The sequence below is a fragment of the Streptosporangium sp. NPDC000509 genome (assembly GCF_042898365.1).
GTDB lineage: Bacteria > Actinomycetota > Actinomycetes > Streptosporangiales > Streptosporangiaceae > Streptosporangium.
The window spans coordinates 172605-187109 of the sequence record NZ_JBIAYX010000006.1; the positions used below are offsets into that span (position 1 = coordinate 172605).

At 69.7% G+C, this 14505-nt stretch carries 10 protein-coding genes and 1 pseudogene; 9 read left to right on the forward strand and 2 right to left on the reverse strand.

Going from position 1 to position 14505, the window contains the following annotated elements; all coding sequences use genetic code 11:
* Positions 1–4: 4 nt before the first annotated feature.
* The 7 genes and pseudogenes from ACFY3D_RS13390 to ilvC all read left to right on the forward strand — a co-directional run bounded on the left by ACFY3D_RS13390 (position 5) and on the right by ilvC (position 10375).
* Entirely contained in the window at positions 5–682 is a 678-nt protein-coding gene (locus ACFY3D_RS13390) for a response regulator (protein ID WP_350947648.1), read from the forward strand.
* A 378-nt stretch (positions 683–1060) separates the two neighbouring features.
* Positions 1061–2839 carry a VanW family protein gene (locus tag ACFY3D_RS13395; RefSeq protein WP_389978802.1) on the forward strand — a complete coding sequence of 593 codons (1779 nt, stop codon included), beginning with the start codon at positions 1061–1063 and terminating at the stop codon, positions 2837–2839.
* A gap of 84 nt (positions 2840–2923) precedes the next feature.
* The gene (locus ACFY3D_RS13400; protein WP_350947621.1) at positions 2924–3832 is read left to right on the forward strand and encodes a 2-hydroxyacid dehydrogenase; all 909 of its coding nucleotides are present in this window, start codon (positions 2924–2926) and stop codon (positions 3830–3832) included.
* A 371-nt stretch (positions 3833–4203) separates the two neighbouring features.
* On the forward strand, positions 4204–6864 hold the full coding sequence (locus ACFY3D_RS13405) for a putative bifunctional diguanylate cyclase/phosphodiesterase (RefSeq protein WP_389978806.1): 2661 nt from the start codon (positions 4204–4206) through the stop codon (positions 6862–6864).
* Positions 6865–7088: 224 nt separating this feature from the next.
* Positions 7089–8828, forward strand: a pseudogene (locus ACFY3D_RS13410) (acetolactate synthase large subunit); the annotation flags it as partial.
* Between the two features lie 2 nt (positions 8829–8830).
* On the forward strand, positions 8831–9355 hold the full coding sequence (ilvN, locus tag ACFY3D_RS13415; RefSeq protein WP_350947623.1) for an acetolactate synthase small subunit: 525 nt from the start codon (positions 8831–8833) through the stop codon (positions 9353–9355).
* A 39-nt stretch (positions 9356–9394) separates the two neighbouring features.
* Positions 9395–10375, forward strand: a complete 981-nt coding sequence (ilvC, locus tag ACFY3D_RS13420; protein WP_350947649.1) for a ketol-acid reductoisomerase — start codon at positions 9395–9397, stop codon at positions 10373–10375.
* Positions 10376–10521: 146 nt separating this feature from the next.
* On the opposite strand, the gene ACFY3D_RS13425 is transcribed toward ilvC, so the two are convergent.
* Positions 10522–11415, reverse strand: a complete 894-nt coding sequence (locus tag ACFY3D_RS13425; protein WP_389978809.1) for a CAP domain-containing protein — start codon at positions 11413–11415, stop codon at positions 10522–10524.
* A gap of 369 nt (positions 11416–11784) precedes the next feature.
* On the opposite strand from ACFY3D_RS13425, the gene ACFY3D_RS13430 reads away from it, so the two are divergent.
* Complete coding sequence (locus ACFY3D_RS13430; RefSeq protein ID WP_389978812.1) at positions 11785–13155, forward strand: MFS transporter; 1371 nt, start codon at positions 11785–11787, stop codon at positions 13153–13155.
* Between the two features lie 16 nt (positions 13156–13171).
* Here ACFY3D_RS13430 and ACFY3D_RS13435 read toward each other — a convergent pair whose 3' ends face one another.
* The gene (locus tag ACFY3D_RS13435; protein ID WP_350947626.1) at positions 13172–13708 is read right to left on the reverse strand and encodes a DUF1707 and FHA domain-containing protein; all 537 of its coding nucleotides are present in this window, start codon (positions 13706–13708) and stop codon (positions 13172–13174) included.
* An 88-nt stretch (positions 13709–13796) separates the two neighbouring features.
* Between ACFY3D_RS13435 and ACFY3D_RS13440 the strand changes: the two genes are divergently transcribed.
* Positions 13797–14408, forward strand: a complete 612-nt coding sequence (locus ACFY3D_RS13440; protein WP_389978815.1) for a PadR family transcriptional regulator — start codon at positions 13797–13799, stop codon at positions 14406–14408.
* Positions 14409–14505 lie beyond the last annotated feature (97 nt).

Below are 14505 nucleotides of genomic sequence, written 5' to 3' on the forward strand. Positions count from 1 at the left end.
GCACATGGGCGACATCCGCGTCCTGGTCGTGGACGACGACTTCATGGTGGCGAGGATCCACGGCGGCTACGTCACCAGGACGCCGGGCTTCACGGTCGCCGGTGTCGTCCACACCGGGGGCGCCGCGATCGCCTCGGCCGCGGCGCGCAGGCCCGACCTGGTGCTGCTCGACATCTACCTGCCGGACATGTCCGGACTCGACGTCCTGAGGAAGCTCAGGGGGGCCGCGCAACCGGTGGACATCCTGGTGATCACCGCCGCGCGCGACGTCACCACGGTCCGGGCGGCGATGCGCGGCGGCGCGGTCAACTACCTGATCAAGCCCTTCACCGCCCGCGCCCTGACCGAGCGTCTCGAACAGTACGCCGAGATCCGCAGACGGCTCGCCACCCTCGGGGACGAGGCCCGTCAGGACGAGGTCGACAGGCTCTTCGGCGCGGTCAGGGGGGTTCCGCCACCGCTGCCCAAAGGGCTGTCGGGCACCACGTGCTCCCTCGTCGCCGAGGCGCTCAGAGAGAGCGGCGGCGACCTGTCGGCGACCGAGACGGCGACGGTGACCGGTCTGTCCAGGGTGAGCGCCCGCCGGTATCTGGAACACCTGTGCGCGGTGGGTCAGGCGGAGCTCCGCCCGAAGTACGGCACGGCGGGAAGACCCGAGCATCGCTACCGATGGACAGGATGATTTGTTATTTCATTTTGGGCGGAGGCTGACCAATGTGGTTTAAGGTTGCCGGAGGTGGAAGCTGCGAAGCAGGAGGATGCGGAGGCCGTGCGGAACGCCGGAGCGTCTGTGGACCCACCGACGGACCCCTTTGAGGCAATGCCCCTTCCTTCACGCCCCGTGCCACCGGGCGCCCGCGACCCGCGACGAGCTCCCGGCACTCAGACCGCCCAGCCCCAGGGGGGTTCGCGCCTTCCCCCCGGTGTCTCGCCCGACATCTTCGGCCCCACCGGCCACGGAGGATCCCCGGGTGCCGGAAGGCCCGGCCCCGGTGGTCAGTCCGCACCGCCCCGTGGGACGACGCTTCCCCCCGCGGCCCAGCCCCCGCAGCCCTGGCAGATGGCCACGCCGGAACGCCCCTTCCGGCGCGACGAGCCGACGCTCGTCCCCGGTGGCGACGGCGGGTTCCCGCAACCGGACGGGCTCCGCTACGAGGAGCCGCCTCCGCGTCGCCGCGGGGCCCGCAGGCTCTTCCTGATCGTTTTCGCCGTACTCTTCGTCGTCGCGCTCGCCTACGCGGTGCCCGCCGTCATCATGTCCGGAAAGATGCTGCCGGGCACCACCGTGCGGGGCATCGACATCGGCGGCCTGACCGCGACCGAGGCGGCCGACAAGCTCAGGGACCGTCTGTCGGGCAAGGCCACCGAGAAGATGACCCTGCTGGCGGCGGGCAAGCGTTACGACTTCGACCCCGCGAAGTCGGGCCTGGAGTTCGACGTGGTCGCCACCATCGCCCAGGCGCCCAGCGGCTTCCCCAGCCCCGCCGAGGTCTGGCGGGCCTTCACCGGCACCACCGACCTGGAGCCCAAGGTCTCCTCCGACCTTGAGAAGATGAGGGCCGCGGTCGCCGGCCTGGCCAAGAAGGTCGACCTCAAGGTCCGCGAGGGCTCGGTCACGTTCGAAGGCGTCAAGCCCGTCGTCGTCACGCCCCGCGACGGCCGGGAGCTGGAGCGGGAGGCCGCGGTCGCCGCGATCACGAAGGCCTTCCTCGGCCCGGAGAAGGAGGTCCGCCTCCCGGTCTCGGTGATCAAGCCGATGGCCGGGGCGGAGACGGTCAAGCAGGCCGCGGCCAGTGCGCGGAAGGCGCTGTCGGGGCCGGTCACGCTGACCTTCGCCGGCAAGCAGACCCAGCTGCCGGTGGAGACCCTCGCCGCCCACCTGTCCTTCAAGCCGGACAGCTCCGGCGGCATGAGCCCGAAGTTCGACGCCAAGAACGCCGTCGCCTCCGTGGAGGGGGACCTGATCGACTCGGCCCTCGCCCCCCGCGACCCCACGTTCCAGATCGTCGGGGGAAAGCCGAAGCTGGTGCCCGGACGCAAGGGCAAGGGCATCGACGACGAGCGGCTCGCCACCGACGTGGCGAACATGGTCGCCCGTGACGGTGACCGGACGATCCCGGTTCTCCTCGCCACCGTCAAGCCGAGGATGTCCGACGCCGACGCGCGCAAGCTCGGCATCAAGGAGCGGATCAGCCAGTTCACCACCCCCTACGACTGCTGCCCGCCGCGGGTCACCAACATCAGGACGATCGCCAAGCTCCTGGACGGTCACCTGGTGAAGCCGGGTGAGACCTTCTCGCTCAACGGCGTCATCGGCCAGCGCGACACGGCACGCGGCTTCGTCCCCGCCCCCATGATCCAGGGCGGCAGGCTGGTCGACTCGGTCGGCGGCGGCATCTCCCAGTTCGTCACCACCATGTACAACGCGGTGTTCTTCGGCGGCCTCGAAGACGTCCAGCACATGGCGCACGAGTTCTACATCTCCCGCTACCCGGCCGGACGCGAGTCCACGGTCTCCTGGCCCCAGCCCGACTTCCGCTGGAAGAACGACTCGCCGTACGGGGTGCTGGTGAAGACCTCCTACAACGACAGCGGGGTCACCGTCGCCTTCTGGAGCACCAAGCGTTACGAGATCGAGTCGATCTCCTCGGAGAGATACAACGTCACCCCGTTCAAGAGCGAGACCGACAGCGGCCCCACCTGCATCCCGATGGTCGGCCAGAACGGGTTCACGATCGATGTCTGGCGCGTCTTCAAGCAGGACGGCAAGGAGATCAAGCGCGTCAAGAAGACCACGGTCTACCGCCCCGAACTCGACCTGAAGTGTGTGTCCGAATAATCACGGTGCCGGCGCGTCCCGCACGGCCGGACGGTGCGGTCGTGAGGGGCGGCGCCACCGGCCGTACGGCTGGATAATGCGCACATGAAGATCTGGGTACCTTCCAAAGCCATCGCCGATGTCCTGTGTGATCTCCCGGAAGTGGAGTGCGTCGTCTACGACGGCACGGAGCCGGTGCCCGAGGGCGTGGAGGAGGCCGAGGTCTGGATCCCGCCGCTCACGCCGCTGGCGGATCTTCCCGGTCTGCTCGCCCGCATGACCGGCCTGCGGCTGCTGCAGACCGTCACCGCGGGTGTCGACGCCTACCGGCCGCACGTGCGGGAGGGGGTGACGCTGTGCAACGCCAGGGGGGTGCACGACGCGGGTACCGCCGAGTGGGCGGTGGGAGCCATGATCTCCGTGCTGCGGGAGTTTCCCGGGTTCGTCCACGCGCAGCGCGAGGGCGAGTGGACCTACCACCACACCGGGGTGCTGGCCGACTCCACGGTCCTGATCGTCGGCTACGGCTCGATCGGTGAGGCGCTGGAGCGGCGGCTCGACGGCTTCGAGGTCGACGTCGTCCGGGTGGCCAGGACCGCCAGGGCCGGTGTGCACGGCCTGGACGAGTTGCCGGGGCTGCTGCCGGAGGCGGACGTGGTGGTGCTGCTCGTACCCTCGACGCCCGAGACCACCGGCATGGTGGACGCCGGGTTCCTGGCCGCGATGAGGGACGGCGCCCTCCTGGTGAACGCGGCCAGGGGCACGGTGGTCGACACGGACGCGCTCGTCGCCGAGCTGCGGGCGGGCCGGATCCTCGCCGCGCTGGACGTCACCGACCCCGAGCCCCTGCCGGAGGGCCACCCGCTGTGGACGGCGCCGGGGGTTCTCATCACCCCGCACGTCGCGGGCAGCAACCCGGCGTCCGTACGACGCACGCTGAAGCTTCTGCGCTCCCAGTTGCTGCGTTATCTGGCGGGGGAGCCGCTGAAGAATGTGATCACGGGTTCGTACTGACCGGCGGGGGAATCCGGGCCGTGTGCCCGCGGCGCACGCCGAAGCCTCTCCGCCGTCACCTCGCGAGGGAGCCGCTCAAAGATGTGATCACGGGTTCGTACTGACCGGCAAAGGAATCCGGGCCGTGGCTGCCCCGTGACCTGCGGTGCGTACCGTCGGTAAAAGCGATCACCGTTGCTCGCGTGGTTATCAGATCGGTGACGACTACGGCGTTGTCACCACCCGCGCGGGTCGGACGGCACACACTGGCCCTGTGCCGGTACGAGCGCCGAGGACGAAGGACGACGCGCTCGCACCGGTAGCGCGGGCGCAGCGAGCAAGGGAAGCTGCGAAAGCGAAAAACACCAAACGACATTGATGGGCAGACGACATTGATCCGCTGGCGTGACCCCCGGGTACCGCTGACCGCCGCCGCCGCAGGCGTGGTGGGGCTCGTTGCCGCGCTCGTCAGCGGCGCTCCGGCCGTGGTCGTCGAGGCGGTGGCGGGCGTCGTCACCGCCGCGGCGGCCGCGGGCTCGCTGTTCGCCGCCGCCTCCAAAATCACCGACCGGCGCAGGGCGCTGGCCTGGCGCTGGCTGGCCGGAGGATCGCTCACCTGGCTGGCCGGGGTAGGGGTACGGCCGATCGCGGAAGGCACACCCTTCGTGGTGACCTTCGCCGACCTGGTGCTCCTGGCCGGTACGGCGATGCTCGCGGTCGGCACCGCGCTGTCGGCGGCCAGACCCGCGCGGGGACACGCCCTGCTGCGTGACCTCGCCGACTCCTACGTGTGCGCCGCGGCCATCATGGTGATCGTCTGGGTGTCGCTGGTGGGTCCGCTGTACGGCACCGGCGGTGACGCGGGCGACGCCGCGGTCACCTTCGCCTCGCCGCTGTTCTGCCTGATCCTCGCCAGCGTCGTGGGCCCGGCCGTGGTGCCGATCCGGCGCTCGGCCTGGCCGGTCGGGCTCGCCGCGCTCGCCGTGCTCGCCGCGATCGCGACCTCCGAGACGATCACCGCGGTGGCCCGGGTGAACGGCGACACGCCGTCCCTGACCTGGGTGTGGCTCGCCCCCGCCGCGTTCCTGGTGCTCGCCGCGGTCCCGTGGAGCGGGCCCGCGACGCGGTCTGTCGCGCCCAGGGACGACGAGCCGTTCGTCAGGGAGAGCACGTCCTCGCTGATCGCGGCGGTGCCGCTGTTCCTCGTGGGGGCGGCCACCGTCGTCGTGCTCCTGCGCGTGATCAGCGGCGGGGTGCAGGGCCCCCCGGCGGTCCTCGCCTCGGTGTGCGCGTCGATCGTCGCCGTCCTGGTGGTGCGCCTGTTCGTGATGCTGATGGAGACCGGGCGGATGCGGAGCCTGCTGCATCTCGGCGAGCGGCAGCTGCGGGACCTCGCGGAGAGCGCGGGGGACGTGGTCATACTGTGCGGCTACGACGGCGTGGTGCGGGAGATCGGCGAGGGCGTCGAGATCACGTACGGCTACCGTCCTGACGACCTGGTCGGCCGGAAGATCTTCGACTACATCCACCCCGAGGACGTGCCGGGGATCCAGGCGGCGCTGAGCGCGATGAGCCTGGAGGAGGAGGCCGAGGAGGGGCCGGGCGCCTGCATGGTCGCCTGCCGGGTCCGGGCCTCCGACGGGACGTGGCGGCCCGCCGAGTCGGTGGCGACCCGGCACGTGCGCGGCGACGACCTGCTCCTCGTCACCACCCGCGACATCAGCGACCAGGAGGCCCTGCGCAGCCAGGTCGCCCACCTCACCTTCCACGACGGCATCACCGGCCTGCCCAACCGGGCCTACTTCGAGGAGCGCACCCGGGAGGTGCTGGCCCGTCCCGGCGCGAGCAACGTCGCCGTGGTCTTCCTGGACCTGGACGGCTTCACCGCGGTGAACGACTCGGTCGGCCACGCCAGCGGCGACTACCTGCTCGGCCAGGCGGCCCGCAGGCTCCGCGCCGCCGTACGGGCCGACGACACCCTGGCGCGCTGGGGCGGCGACGAGTTCGCGGTGCTGCTGGAGGCGCCGGTCGACGCCCAGACGGCGGTCGACCTGGCCGAGCTGCTGGTCCGTACGGTCTCGTCCGAGCCGTTCCGGGTCGCCGACCGCGACGTCGCGCTCACCGCGAGCGTCGGGGTGGCCTTCTCCACCGCGGACGTCTCCTCCGCCGACCTGATCCGCAACGCCGACGTGGCGATGGCGAGGGCGAAGGAGCTGGGCGGGCGCAGGGTCGAGGTGTTCGCCGCGCACATGCACGCCGACGTGGTACGACGCCTGGAGCTCGCCGCCGACCTGCAGCGGGCGCTGCTGGAGAACCAGTTCGCGATCGAGTACCAGCCGGTGGTCGATCTGGCCACCTCGCGCGTCACCGCCGTCGAGGCGCTGGTGCGCTGGTGCCGGGGCGGCGAGTTCGTCCCGCCCGAGCAGTTCCTCGGCCCGGCGGAGGACACCGGCCTGATCGTGCCGCTGAGCGAGTGGATCCTGCGCGAGTCCTGCAGGGAGGTGGCCGCCTGGCGCGCCTCCTCCTGGGAGATCGGGCTCTCGCTGAACCTCTCGGCCCGCCAGATCATGGCGCCGCGCTTCGTGGAGACCGTCGAGGCGGTCCTGGCCGAGAGCGAGCTGCCGCCCAGCGCGCTCACCCTGGAGGTCATCGAGGAGATGCTGGTCGAGGACGCGGAGGAGACCATCACCCGGCTCTCCGAGCTGCGTGCCCTCGGCGTCCGGCTCGCCATCGACGACTTCGGCACCGGATACGCCTCGCTGGCGTTCCTGCGGCAGCTCCCGGTCGACATGATCAAGATCGACCCGTCCTTCGTGTCCGGGCTCGGCCGTGACGAGACGCTCACCCTGCTCACCCGCACGATCGTGCGGCTGGGGCACGACCTGGGGCTGATCGTGGTCGCCGAGGGCATCGAGCGGCCCGAGCAGCTGGAGTTGCTGCGCGAGATGGGCTGCACCCGCGGCCAGGGGTTCCTGGTGGCGCGCCCGATGGCCGCGCGCGGCGTCGACTCGCTGATCCGCACCAGCCTCTCCAGCCTCGGGTCTCCCGCGTGACCTCGCATCTCGGACTCTGAGATATGTGTCCCATGAATTTGACGCGGGGGTACTCCGTCGGCCATGGTGGAGGCATGCAGCTTCACCGTGGGATTCTCGTAGTACTTCGCCGGCGCGCGGGCCGATAGCGAATCACTACGACCTGCGCGCCGCCCCAGCTCCGCCGACCAGGCGGGATGGGGCATTTTTTATGCCATTAAGCATGTTCAGCCACAAGGAACGAGCCGATGACCGAACAGATGACAGGAGCCCAGGCCCTCGTGAGGGCGCTGGAGCTCGTCGGGGTCGACACCGTGTTCGGGATCCCGGGCGGCGCGATTCTCCCCGCCTACGATCCTCTCTACGACTCGACCAAGGTCCGGCACGTGCTCGTACGGCACGAGCAGGGCGCGGGGCATGCGGCTCAGGGATACGCGCAGGCCACCGGCAAGGTCGGGGTGTGCATGGCCACGAGCGGCCCCGGCGCCACCAACCTGGTCACCCCGATCGCCGACGCCTACATGGACTCGGTCCCGATGGTCGCGATCACCGGTCAGGTGGCCAGCGCCGCCATCGGCACGGACGCCTTCCAGGAAGCCGACATCTCCGGCATCACCATGCCGATCACGAAGCACAACTTCCTGGTCATCGACCCGAACGAGATTCCCAGGACGATCGTGGAGGCCTTCCACATCGCCTCGACGGGGCGTCCCGGGCCGGTGCTGGTCGACATCGCCAAGGACACGCTCCAGGCGAAGATGACCTTCGAGTGGCCGGTCGCGATGCAGCTGCCCGGCTACCGTCCGGTGACCCGGCCGCACTCCAAGCAGATCCGCGAGGCGGCGAAGCTGATCGCCGAGGCGAGGCGGCCCGTCCTCTACGTGGGCGGCGGCGTGCACCGGGCGGGGGCGTCGGGGGAGCTGCTGGAGTTCGCCGAGCTGACCGGCATCCCGGTGGTCACCACCCTGATGGCACGGGGCACCTTCCCCGACAGCCACCCGCAGCACATGGGCATGCCCGGCATGCACGGCTCGGTCTCGGCGGTCGGTGCGCTGCAGAGGTCCGATCTGATCATCGGGCTCGGCGTCCGCTTCGACGACCGGGTCACCGGCCAGCTGTCCAGCTTCGCGCCGCACGCGAAGGTCGTCCACGCGGACATCGACCCGGCGGAGATCTCCAAGAACCGGCACGCGGACGTCCCGATCGTGGGCGACTGCAAGGAGGTCATCTCCGACCTGATCGCCGCGGTGCGCGGTGAGGGGCGCAAGGGCGACTACGCCGACTGGTGGACGGCGCTCAACGCCTACAAGGCGACCTATCCGCTGGGCTACACCGAGTTCGAGGACGGCTCCCTCGCCCCGCAGTACGTGATGGAGCGGCTGGGCGCGCTCGTCGGCCCGGACGCGATCTACACCGCCGGTGTCGGACAGCACCAGATGTGGGCCGCGCAGTTCATCGGCTACGAGAACCCCGGCACGTTCATCAACTCCGGCGGCGCGGGCACGATGGGCTTCTCCGTCCCGGCGGCGATGGGGGCCAAGATGGGCCGCCCGGACACCACGGTGTGGGCGATCGACGGCGACGGCTGCTTCCAGATGACCAACCAGGAGCTCGCCACCTGCACGATCGAGGGTGTGCCGATCAAGGTCGCGATCATCAACAACGGTAACCTTGGCATGGTCCGGCAGTGGCAGACGCTGTTCTACAACCAGCGTTACTCCAACACCGACCTGCAGACGGTCCGCCGCATCCCCGACTTCGTCAAGCTCGCCGAGGCCTACGGTTGCGTGGGGCTGCGCTGCGAACGCCCCGAGGACGTGGACGCGACGATCAAGAAGGCCATGGAGATCAACGACGTGCCGGTGGTCGTCGACTTCGTGGTGCACCAGGACGCCATGGTGTGGCCGATGGTCGCGGCCGGGACCAGCAACGATGACATCAAGTTCGCGCGCGACATGGCGCCGGTCTGGGACAGCGAGGACTAGGCATGAGCAGGCACACGCTCTCCGTGCTGGTGGAGAACAAGCCCGGCGTGCTCGCGCGCGTCGCGGCGCTGTTCAGCCGCAGGGGGTTCAACATCGACTCGCTCGCGGTCGGCCCGACCGAGCACGCGGACATCTCCAGGATGACCATCGTGGTCAACGTCGCCGACCTGCCGCTGGAACAGGTCACCAAGCAGCTCAACAAGCTCGTCAACGTGCTGAAGATCGTGGAGCTCGACCCGGCGCAGTCGGTGCAGCGCGAGCTCACGCTGATCAAGGTGCGGGCCGACGCCGACAACAGGTCCAGCGTGCTGGAGCTGGTCAACCTGTTCCGGGCACGCTGTGTCGACGTTTCCTCCGACGCGGTGACCATCGAGGTCACCGGCACTCCGGACAAGCTGCAGGCCTTCATCAAGGTCCTGGAGCCGTTCGGCATCAAGGAGCTCGTCCAGTCGGGCATGGTGGCCATCGGCCGCGGTGCCCGTTCCATCACCGACCGTTCTCTCCGGGCCCTGGACCGGACCGCGTAACGCGCACGAGAAACCCGAAAGGTTAAGCAAGTGACTGAGATCTTCTACGACGACCAGGCCGACCTGTCGATCATCCAGGGCCGGCACGTCGCCGTTCTGGGATACGGCAGCCAGGGCCACGCCCACGCGCTCTCGCTGCGCGACTCCGGCGTGGACGTGCGGGTCGGCCTGCCCGAGGGCTCCAAGAGCAGGGAGAAGGCGGAGGCCGACGGCCTGCGCGTGCTCACTCCCTCGGAGGCCGTCGAAGAGGCCGACCTGACCATGATCCTCGCGCCGGACCACATCCAGCGCCACCTGTACGCCGACCACGTGGCCCCGAACCTCGTCGAGGGCGACGCGCTCTTCTTCGGGCACGGCCTCAACATCCGCTACGGCCTCATCGAGGCGCCCGAGGGCGTGGACGTGGCCATGGTCGCTCCCAAGGGCCCCGGCCACCTCGTACGCCGCCAGTACACGGCGGGCCGCGGCGTGCCGTGTCTCGTCGCGGTCGAGAAGGACGCGAGCGGCAACGCCCTGGACCTCGCCCTGTCGTACGCCAAGGGCATCGGCGGCACCCGCGCCGGCGCGCTGAAGACGACCTTCAAGGAGGAGACCGAGACCGACCTGTTCGGTGAGCAGGCCGTGCTGTGCGGCGGCGTCTCCGAGCTGATCAAGGTCGGTTTCGAGACCCTGATCGAGGCGGGCTACCAGCCCGAGGTCGCCTACTTCGAGTGCCTGCACGAGATGAAGCTGATCGTCGACCTGATGTACGAGGGCGGCATCCACAAGATGTACTGGTCGGTCTCCGACACCGCCGAGTACGGCGGCTACTCCCGCGGCCCGCGCATCGTGACGCAGGAGACGAAGAAGGAGATGCAGCGCATTCTCGCCGAGATCCAGTCCGGCGAGTTCACCAAGGAACTGGTGGACGAGTTCGACGGCGGCCAGAAGAAGTTCACCGCCTACCGCGACGAGCTCGCCGAGCACCCGATCGAGAAGACCGGCGCCAAGCTCCGTCCGATGATGAGCTGGCTCAAGTAGAGGTTCGGGTGACGGCGTTCATGCGACAGCGCTCACGTGAACGCCGAGCCGAAAGCAGCGGCCCGTGCCCCTGGTGACGAGTTCTCGTCACCAGGGGCACGGGCCGTTTCACACCGGGTGCCTCGCGGTCCGGTTGTGCCTGATTCCTAGTGTTTGGCGAAGTTCTGGGTCCAGTAGATGCCCCGGGAGCTGTTCGCCACGCCCACGCCGAGGTGGGTGTAGGCGCAGTTCATGATGTTGGCCCGGTGCCCGGAGCTGTTCATCCAGGCGGTGACCACGTCGGCCGGGGTGCGCTGGCCCATCGCGATGTTCTCGGCCCAGGCGCGCATCGGGCTGAACCCGCTCGCCTTGATCCGGGCGGTCATGTCACGGCCGTCCTGCGAGGTGTGGCTGAAGTAGTTCTTGGCCGCCATGTCGTCCGAGTGGCCCTGCGCGGCCGAACGCAGCTGCGGGTCGGAGATGAGCGGGCCACAGCCGCCCTTCTGCCGCTCGACGTTGGTCAGGCGCACCACTTCCTCGGACAGGGAGGATCCCGGTGCGGAGCTGGTAGTGGAGCTGGGGGTGGGAGTGGGCTTGGTGGGGGTGGCACTGGCCGACGGGGTCGGGGTCGGCCTGGGGGTGGTGGTAGTGGTCGGCGCGGGGGTGGGGGCCGGGGTGTCGGTGGGGGAGCAGCCGAGCCTGACGGGCTTGGAGCGGCCGCTGTTTCCCCGGTAGTCGGTGACGACGGCGTAGTAGACGCCGGGAGCGCAGCGCAGTCTCACCGTCACCCGTCCGTTGGTGCCCTTCCGGGACGCGCTCTTCACGATCGGGTCGGCCCCGGGAACGGCGCGCTTGACGCGGATGCGGACCAGGGCGGTGTCGTCGCAGCCGAGCCGCGCGGCGGAGGCCTGGATCCGTCCCGCCGCGGTGACGTACGGCTTGGCGGCGTACACACGGCACTCGGCCTGCGGAGCGGACGCGGCGTGAGCCGTGGCGATCGGCGTGCTGATGGCCGCCAGACTCCCGAGGCAGAGCAGTGCCGCCCCTAGCGGTCTGCGCATGTCGGTTCCTCCGGTTGGTTAGACGCTGGATGGCCCCCGCATTCTGTCGGTGACAGATCCGTCTTGTCAGCAAATTCCGGACATTTACTGTGAGTCCCAGGTAAACCAGAGTGATCGCATAGGCGTCGGGGGCCGGTGGTGCTCCGGTCGGCGTCAGGGGCGCCCGAGAGACGAAATTTCCCTCTATAGGCCACCTGAGCTGGATATATGCCGCATGAAGGGAGGCGGTCCCGCGGGGGTCACCCGGGCCGGACGGCGGCTCCGTCGCCGGGCTCTCCCGGACCGGCAGGAGCCGAAATATTCTCATCTTCCGGCGATCACGAGGTTTCGGGGCCTACCGGACGTCCACTCGCTGCGATTGAATGTGGCATGGTCTCCCCGGCGCCCTCACCGGCCGTCGTCACCGTGTCGCGCGGCGTGCGCGTCGGCTACGGTGTCGGCTCGATCTGCACCGCGACCTTCTCCACGGTCCCCGGATTGCTGCTGCTGTTCTACATGACGAACGTGCTCGCGGTTCCCGCGTGGATCGCCGGCATCGTGGTCTTCCTGCCCAAGCTCTGGGACATGTTCATCAACCCCTGGGTGGGTCAGCGCTCCGACCGGACGGTCTCCCGCTTCGGCGCCCGCCGTCCCTGGCTGCTCATGGGCGCGGTCACCCTGCCGGTGACGTTCGCCCTCACCTTCGCGGGCCCCCCGCTCACCGGCCTCTCCGCCGCCCTGTACGTCGCCTTCTTCTACTTCCTCACCGCGACGGCTTACGCCTTCTACGAGGTTCCCTACAAGGCGATGCCCGCGGAGATGACCGACGACTACCACGAGCGTTCCTCGCTGCTGCAGTGGAAGATGGTCTTCGTCGGCCTGGGGATCCTGCTCTCCGGGGCGGTCGCGCCGGTGATCGCGGGCACCGAGGCCGCCGGCTACCGGACCATGGGGCTGGTCATCGGTGCCGTGCTGCTGCTGTCGATGCTCGGCGCCTTCTTCGGCACGGCCCGGGCCCCGATGGTCGCGCGGGCCGAGACGGAGCCGTCGATCGCCGCCCAGTTCGCCGCCGCCCGCTCGAACACGACGTTCATGGTGCTGCTCGGTCTGAGCTGCGCCCAGATGTTCGCCGCCGGAGCCATGCTCGCCGGAGCGCCGTACTTCGCCACCTACACGCTGGGCGACCCGGCGGCGACCACCACGCTCTTCCTGGGCATCGTCGGTCCGTTGCTGATCACCATGCCGCTCTGGGTCCGGCTGTCCAAGCGTTACGACAAGCGCGGCGCGATGATCCTGGCGTCGGCGCTGTTCATGGTGGGCGCCGTCGGGATGGCCTTCGCCGGCCCGCTCGGCTGGGCGTACGCGCACGCGTGCGTGTTCCTCGTCGGCGTCGGCTACGCCGGGTTGCAGCTACTGCAGTTCTCGATGCTCTCCGACGTGATCGTCCACGATGCCCTGGTCACCGGCAAGCGCAGGGCCGGGGTGTTCACCGGGCTCTGGACGGCCGCCGAGACCGTGGTCTTCGCGTTCGGCGCGCTCGTGCTCGGCTGGTTGCTGGGTGCGACCGGATTCGTCGAGTCCGACCCCTCCACGCCGGTCGCCCAGCCCGAGTCGGCGACCACGGCGGCACTGTACGGCTCGACGCTGCTGCCCGCGATCCTGATGGGGCTCAGCATCCTGCTGACCATGCGCTACACCCTGACGGCGGTGAAGATCAAGGAGGCCCAGGAAACCGGAGCGGCCAGGGTTCAGGAGGGGTGAGAGGATCCCCCTGCATCTAGGGCGTGATCATCAGGAAGCCGCAGTCGCCGAAGGAGACGACGTCGCCCGGCCGGACCTTGGCCGGACCGACCAGGCGCCAGTCGTTCAGGCGGGTGCCGTTCAGTGAGCCGAGGTCGACGAGGACCCAGCCCTCCTCGTCGCGGCGGAGCTCGGCGTGCACCCGGGAGACGGTCAGGTCGGCGAGGACCAGATCGCAGGACGACCCCCGGCCCACCACGTAGCGGGTCCTGCCGTCGCCGGGCAGCGCGAGCCGGGGCAGCCGCGGGCGCCGCCAGGCCGACTCCACCCGCTTGGTGAAGTCGGAGGCCGAGGCGACGGCCTCGGTGACCATGCGGCGAAACCGGCCGCGTTGCGGCAGATCGGCGACCAGATTGTCGAGCTCGCCCTGATTGCGTGCGCGCAGAGCCATGTCGACGCGGCCGAGGAAGGTGTCGTGCGACAGATGCCCCTCGACGGCACGGTCGCGCAGCTCGTTGATCGCGCGATCACGGTCCCCGTCGGAGGCACGGGCCGGGGGATGCGTCGAGCTCATCCTCCGAGTATCGGCCCCGAGGGCGGAGCCTGTCCAGAATATGCAGATCTCTTGCGCCGTGAATACTGCGTATGCATACTCGGTATTCATGGCGATCCGACAGGGGCTTCTCGCCCTGCTGAGTCAGGGGCCTCGTTACGGCTACCAGTTGCGTGCCGAGTTCGAGGCGTCCACGGGGGCGACCTGGCCGCTCAACATCGGCCAGGTCTACACAACGCTCTCCCGCCTGGAACGCGACGGCCTGGTGAGCCCCGGCGAGCAGGACGAGCAGGGCCGGGTCGTCTACTCGATCACCGAGGCCGGTCTGGCCGAGATGGGGCGATGGTTCAGCACCCCCGTCGCCCAGTCGGACCGGCCTCGGGACGAGCTGGTCATCAAGCTCGCCCTGGCGGTCACCGCCACCACGGACGTGCGGCCGATCATCCAGGCCCAGCGCACCGCGACCATGCGCACGTTGCAGGCGTTCGTCCAGGCCAGGCGCGCGAGCGTCGAGAACCCCGCACAGCGGCTGGTACTCGACTCGATGATCTTCCAGGCCGAGGCCGAGCAACGCTGGCTCGACCACTGCGAGGCCGTGCTCACGGCCTCCCCCCGGCCGCGAAGGCCCGCAGCCACGGCCACGGAAAACCCGGACACGGAACACCCGAACGCAGAGGTCCCGGACGTGGAAGTCCCGGACGCGGGATCCCCGCGCGGGTGACCTCCCGAAGCGTTATCCCCAGACACAGGAGACGGACAGTTGACGCCCTTACCAGGACCAGGACCAGGACCACGACTACCGGGACCACGACCACGGC

Coding starts and splice junctions, on each gene's coding strand:
- ACFY3D_RS13390 (WP_350947648.1), top strand. CDS start 5: ATGGGCGACATCCGCGTCCTGGTCGTGGACGACGACTTCATGGTGGCG.
- ACFY3D_RS13395 (WP_389978802.1), top strand. CDS start 1,061: ATGGCCACGCCGGAACGCCCCTTCCGGCGCGACGAGCCGACGCTCGTC.
- ACFY3D_RS13400 (WP_350947621.1), top strand. CDS start 2,924: ATGAAGATCTGGGTACCTTCCAAAGCCATCGCCGATGTCCTGTGTGAT.
- ilvN (WP_350947623.1), top strand. CDS start 8,831: ATGAGCAGGCACACGCTCTCCGTGCTGGTGGAGAACAAGCCCGGCGTG.
- ACFY3D_RS13425 (WP_389978809.1), bottom strand. CDS start 11,415: ATGCGCAGACCGCTAGGGGCGGCACTGCTCTGCCTCGGGAGTCTGGCG.
- ACFY3D_RS13430 (WP_389978812.1), top strand. CDS start 11,785: ATGGTCTCCCCGGCGCCCTCACCGGCCGTCGTCACCGTGTCGCGCGGC.
- ACFY3D_RS13435 (WP_350947626.1), bottom strand. CDS start 13,708: ATGAGCTCGACGCATCCCCCGGCCCGTGCCTCCGACGGGGACCGTGAT.
- ACFY3D_RS13440 (WP_389978815.1), top strand. CDS start 13,797: ATGGCGATCCGACAGGGGCTTCTCGCCCTGCTGAGTCAGGGGCCTCGT.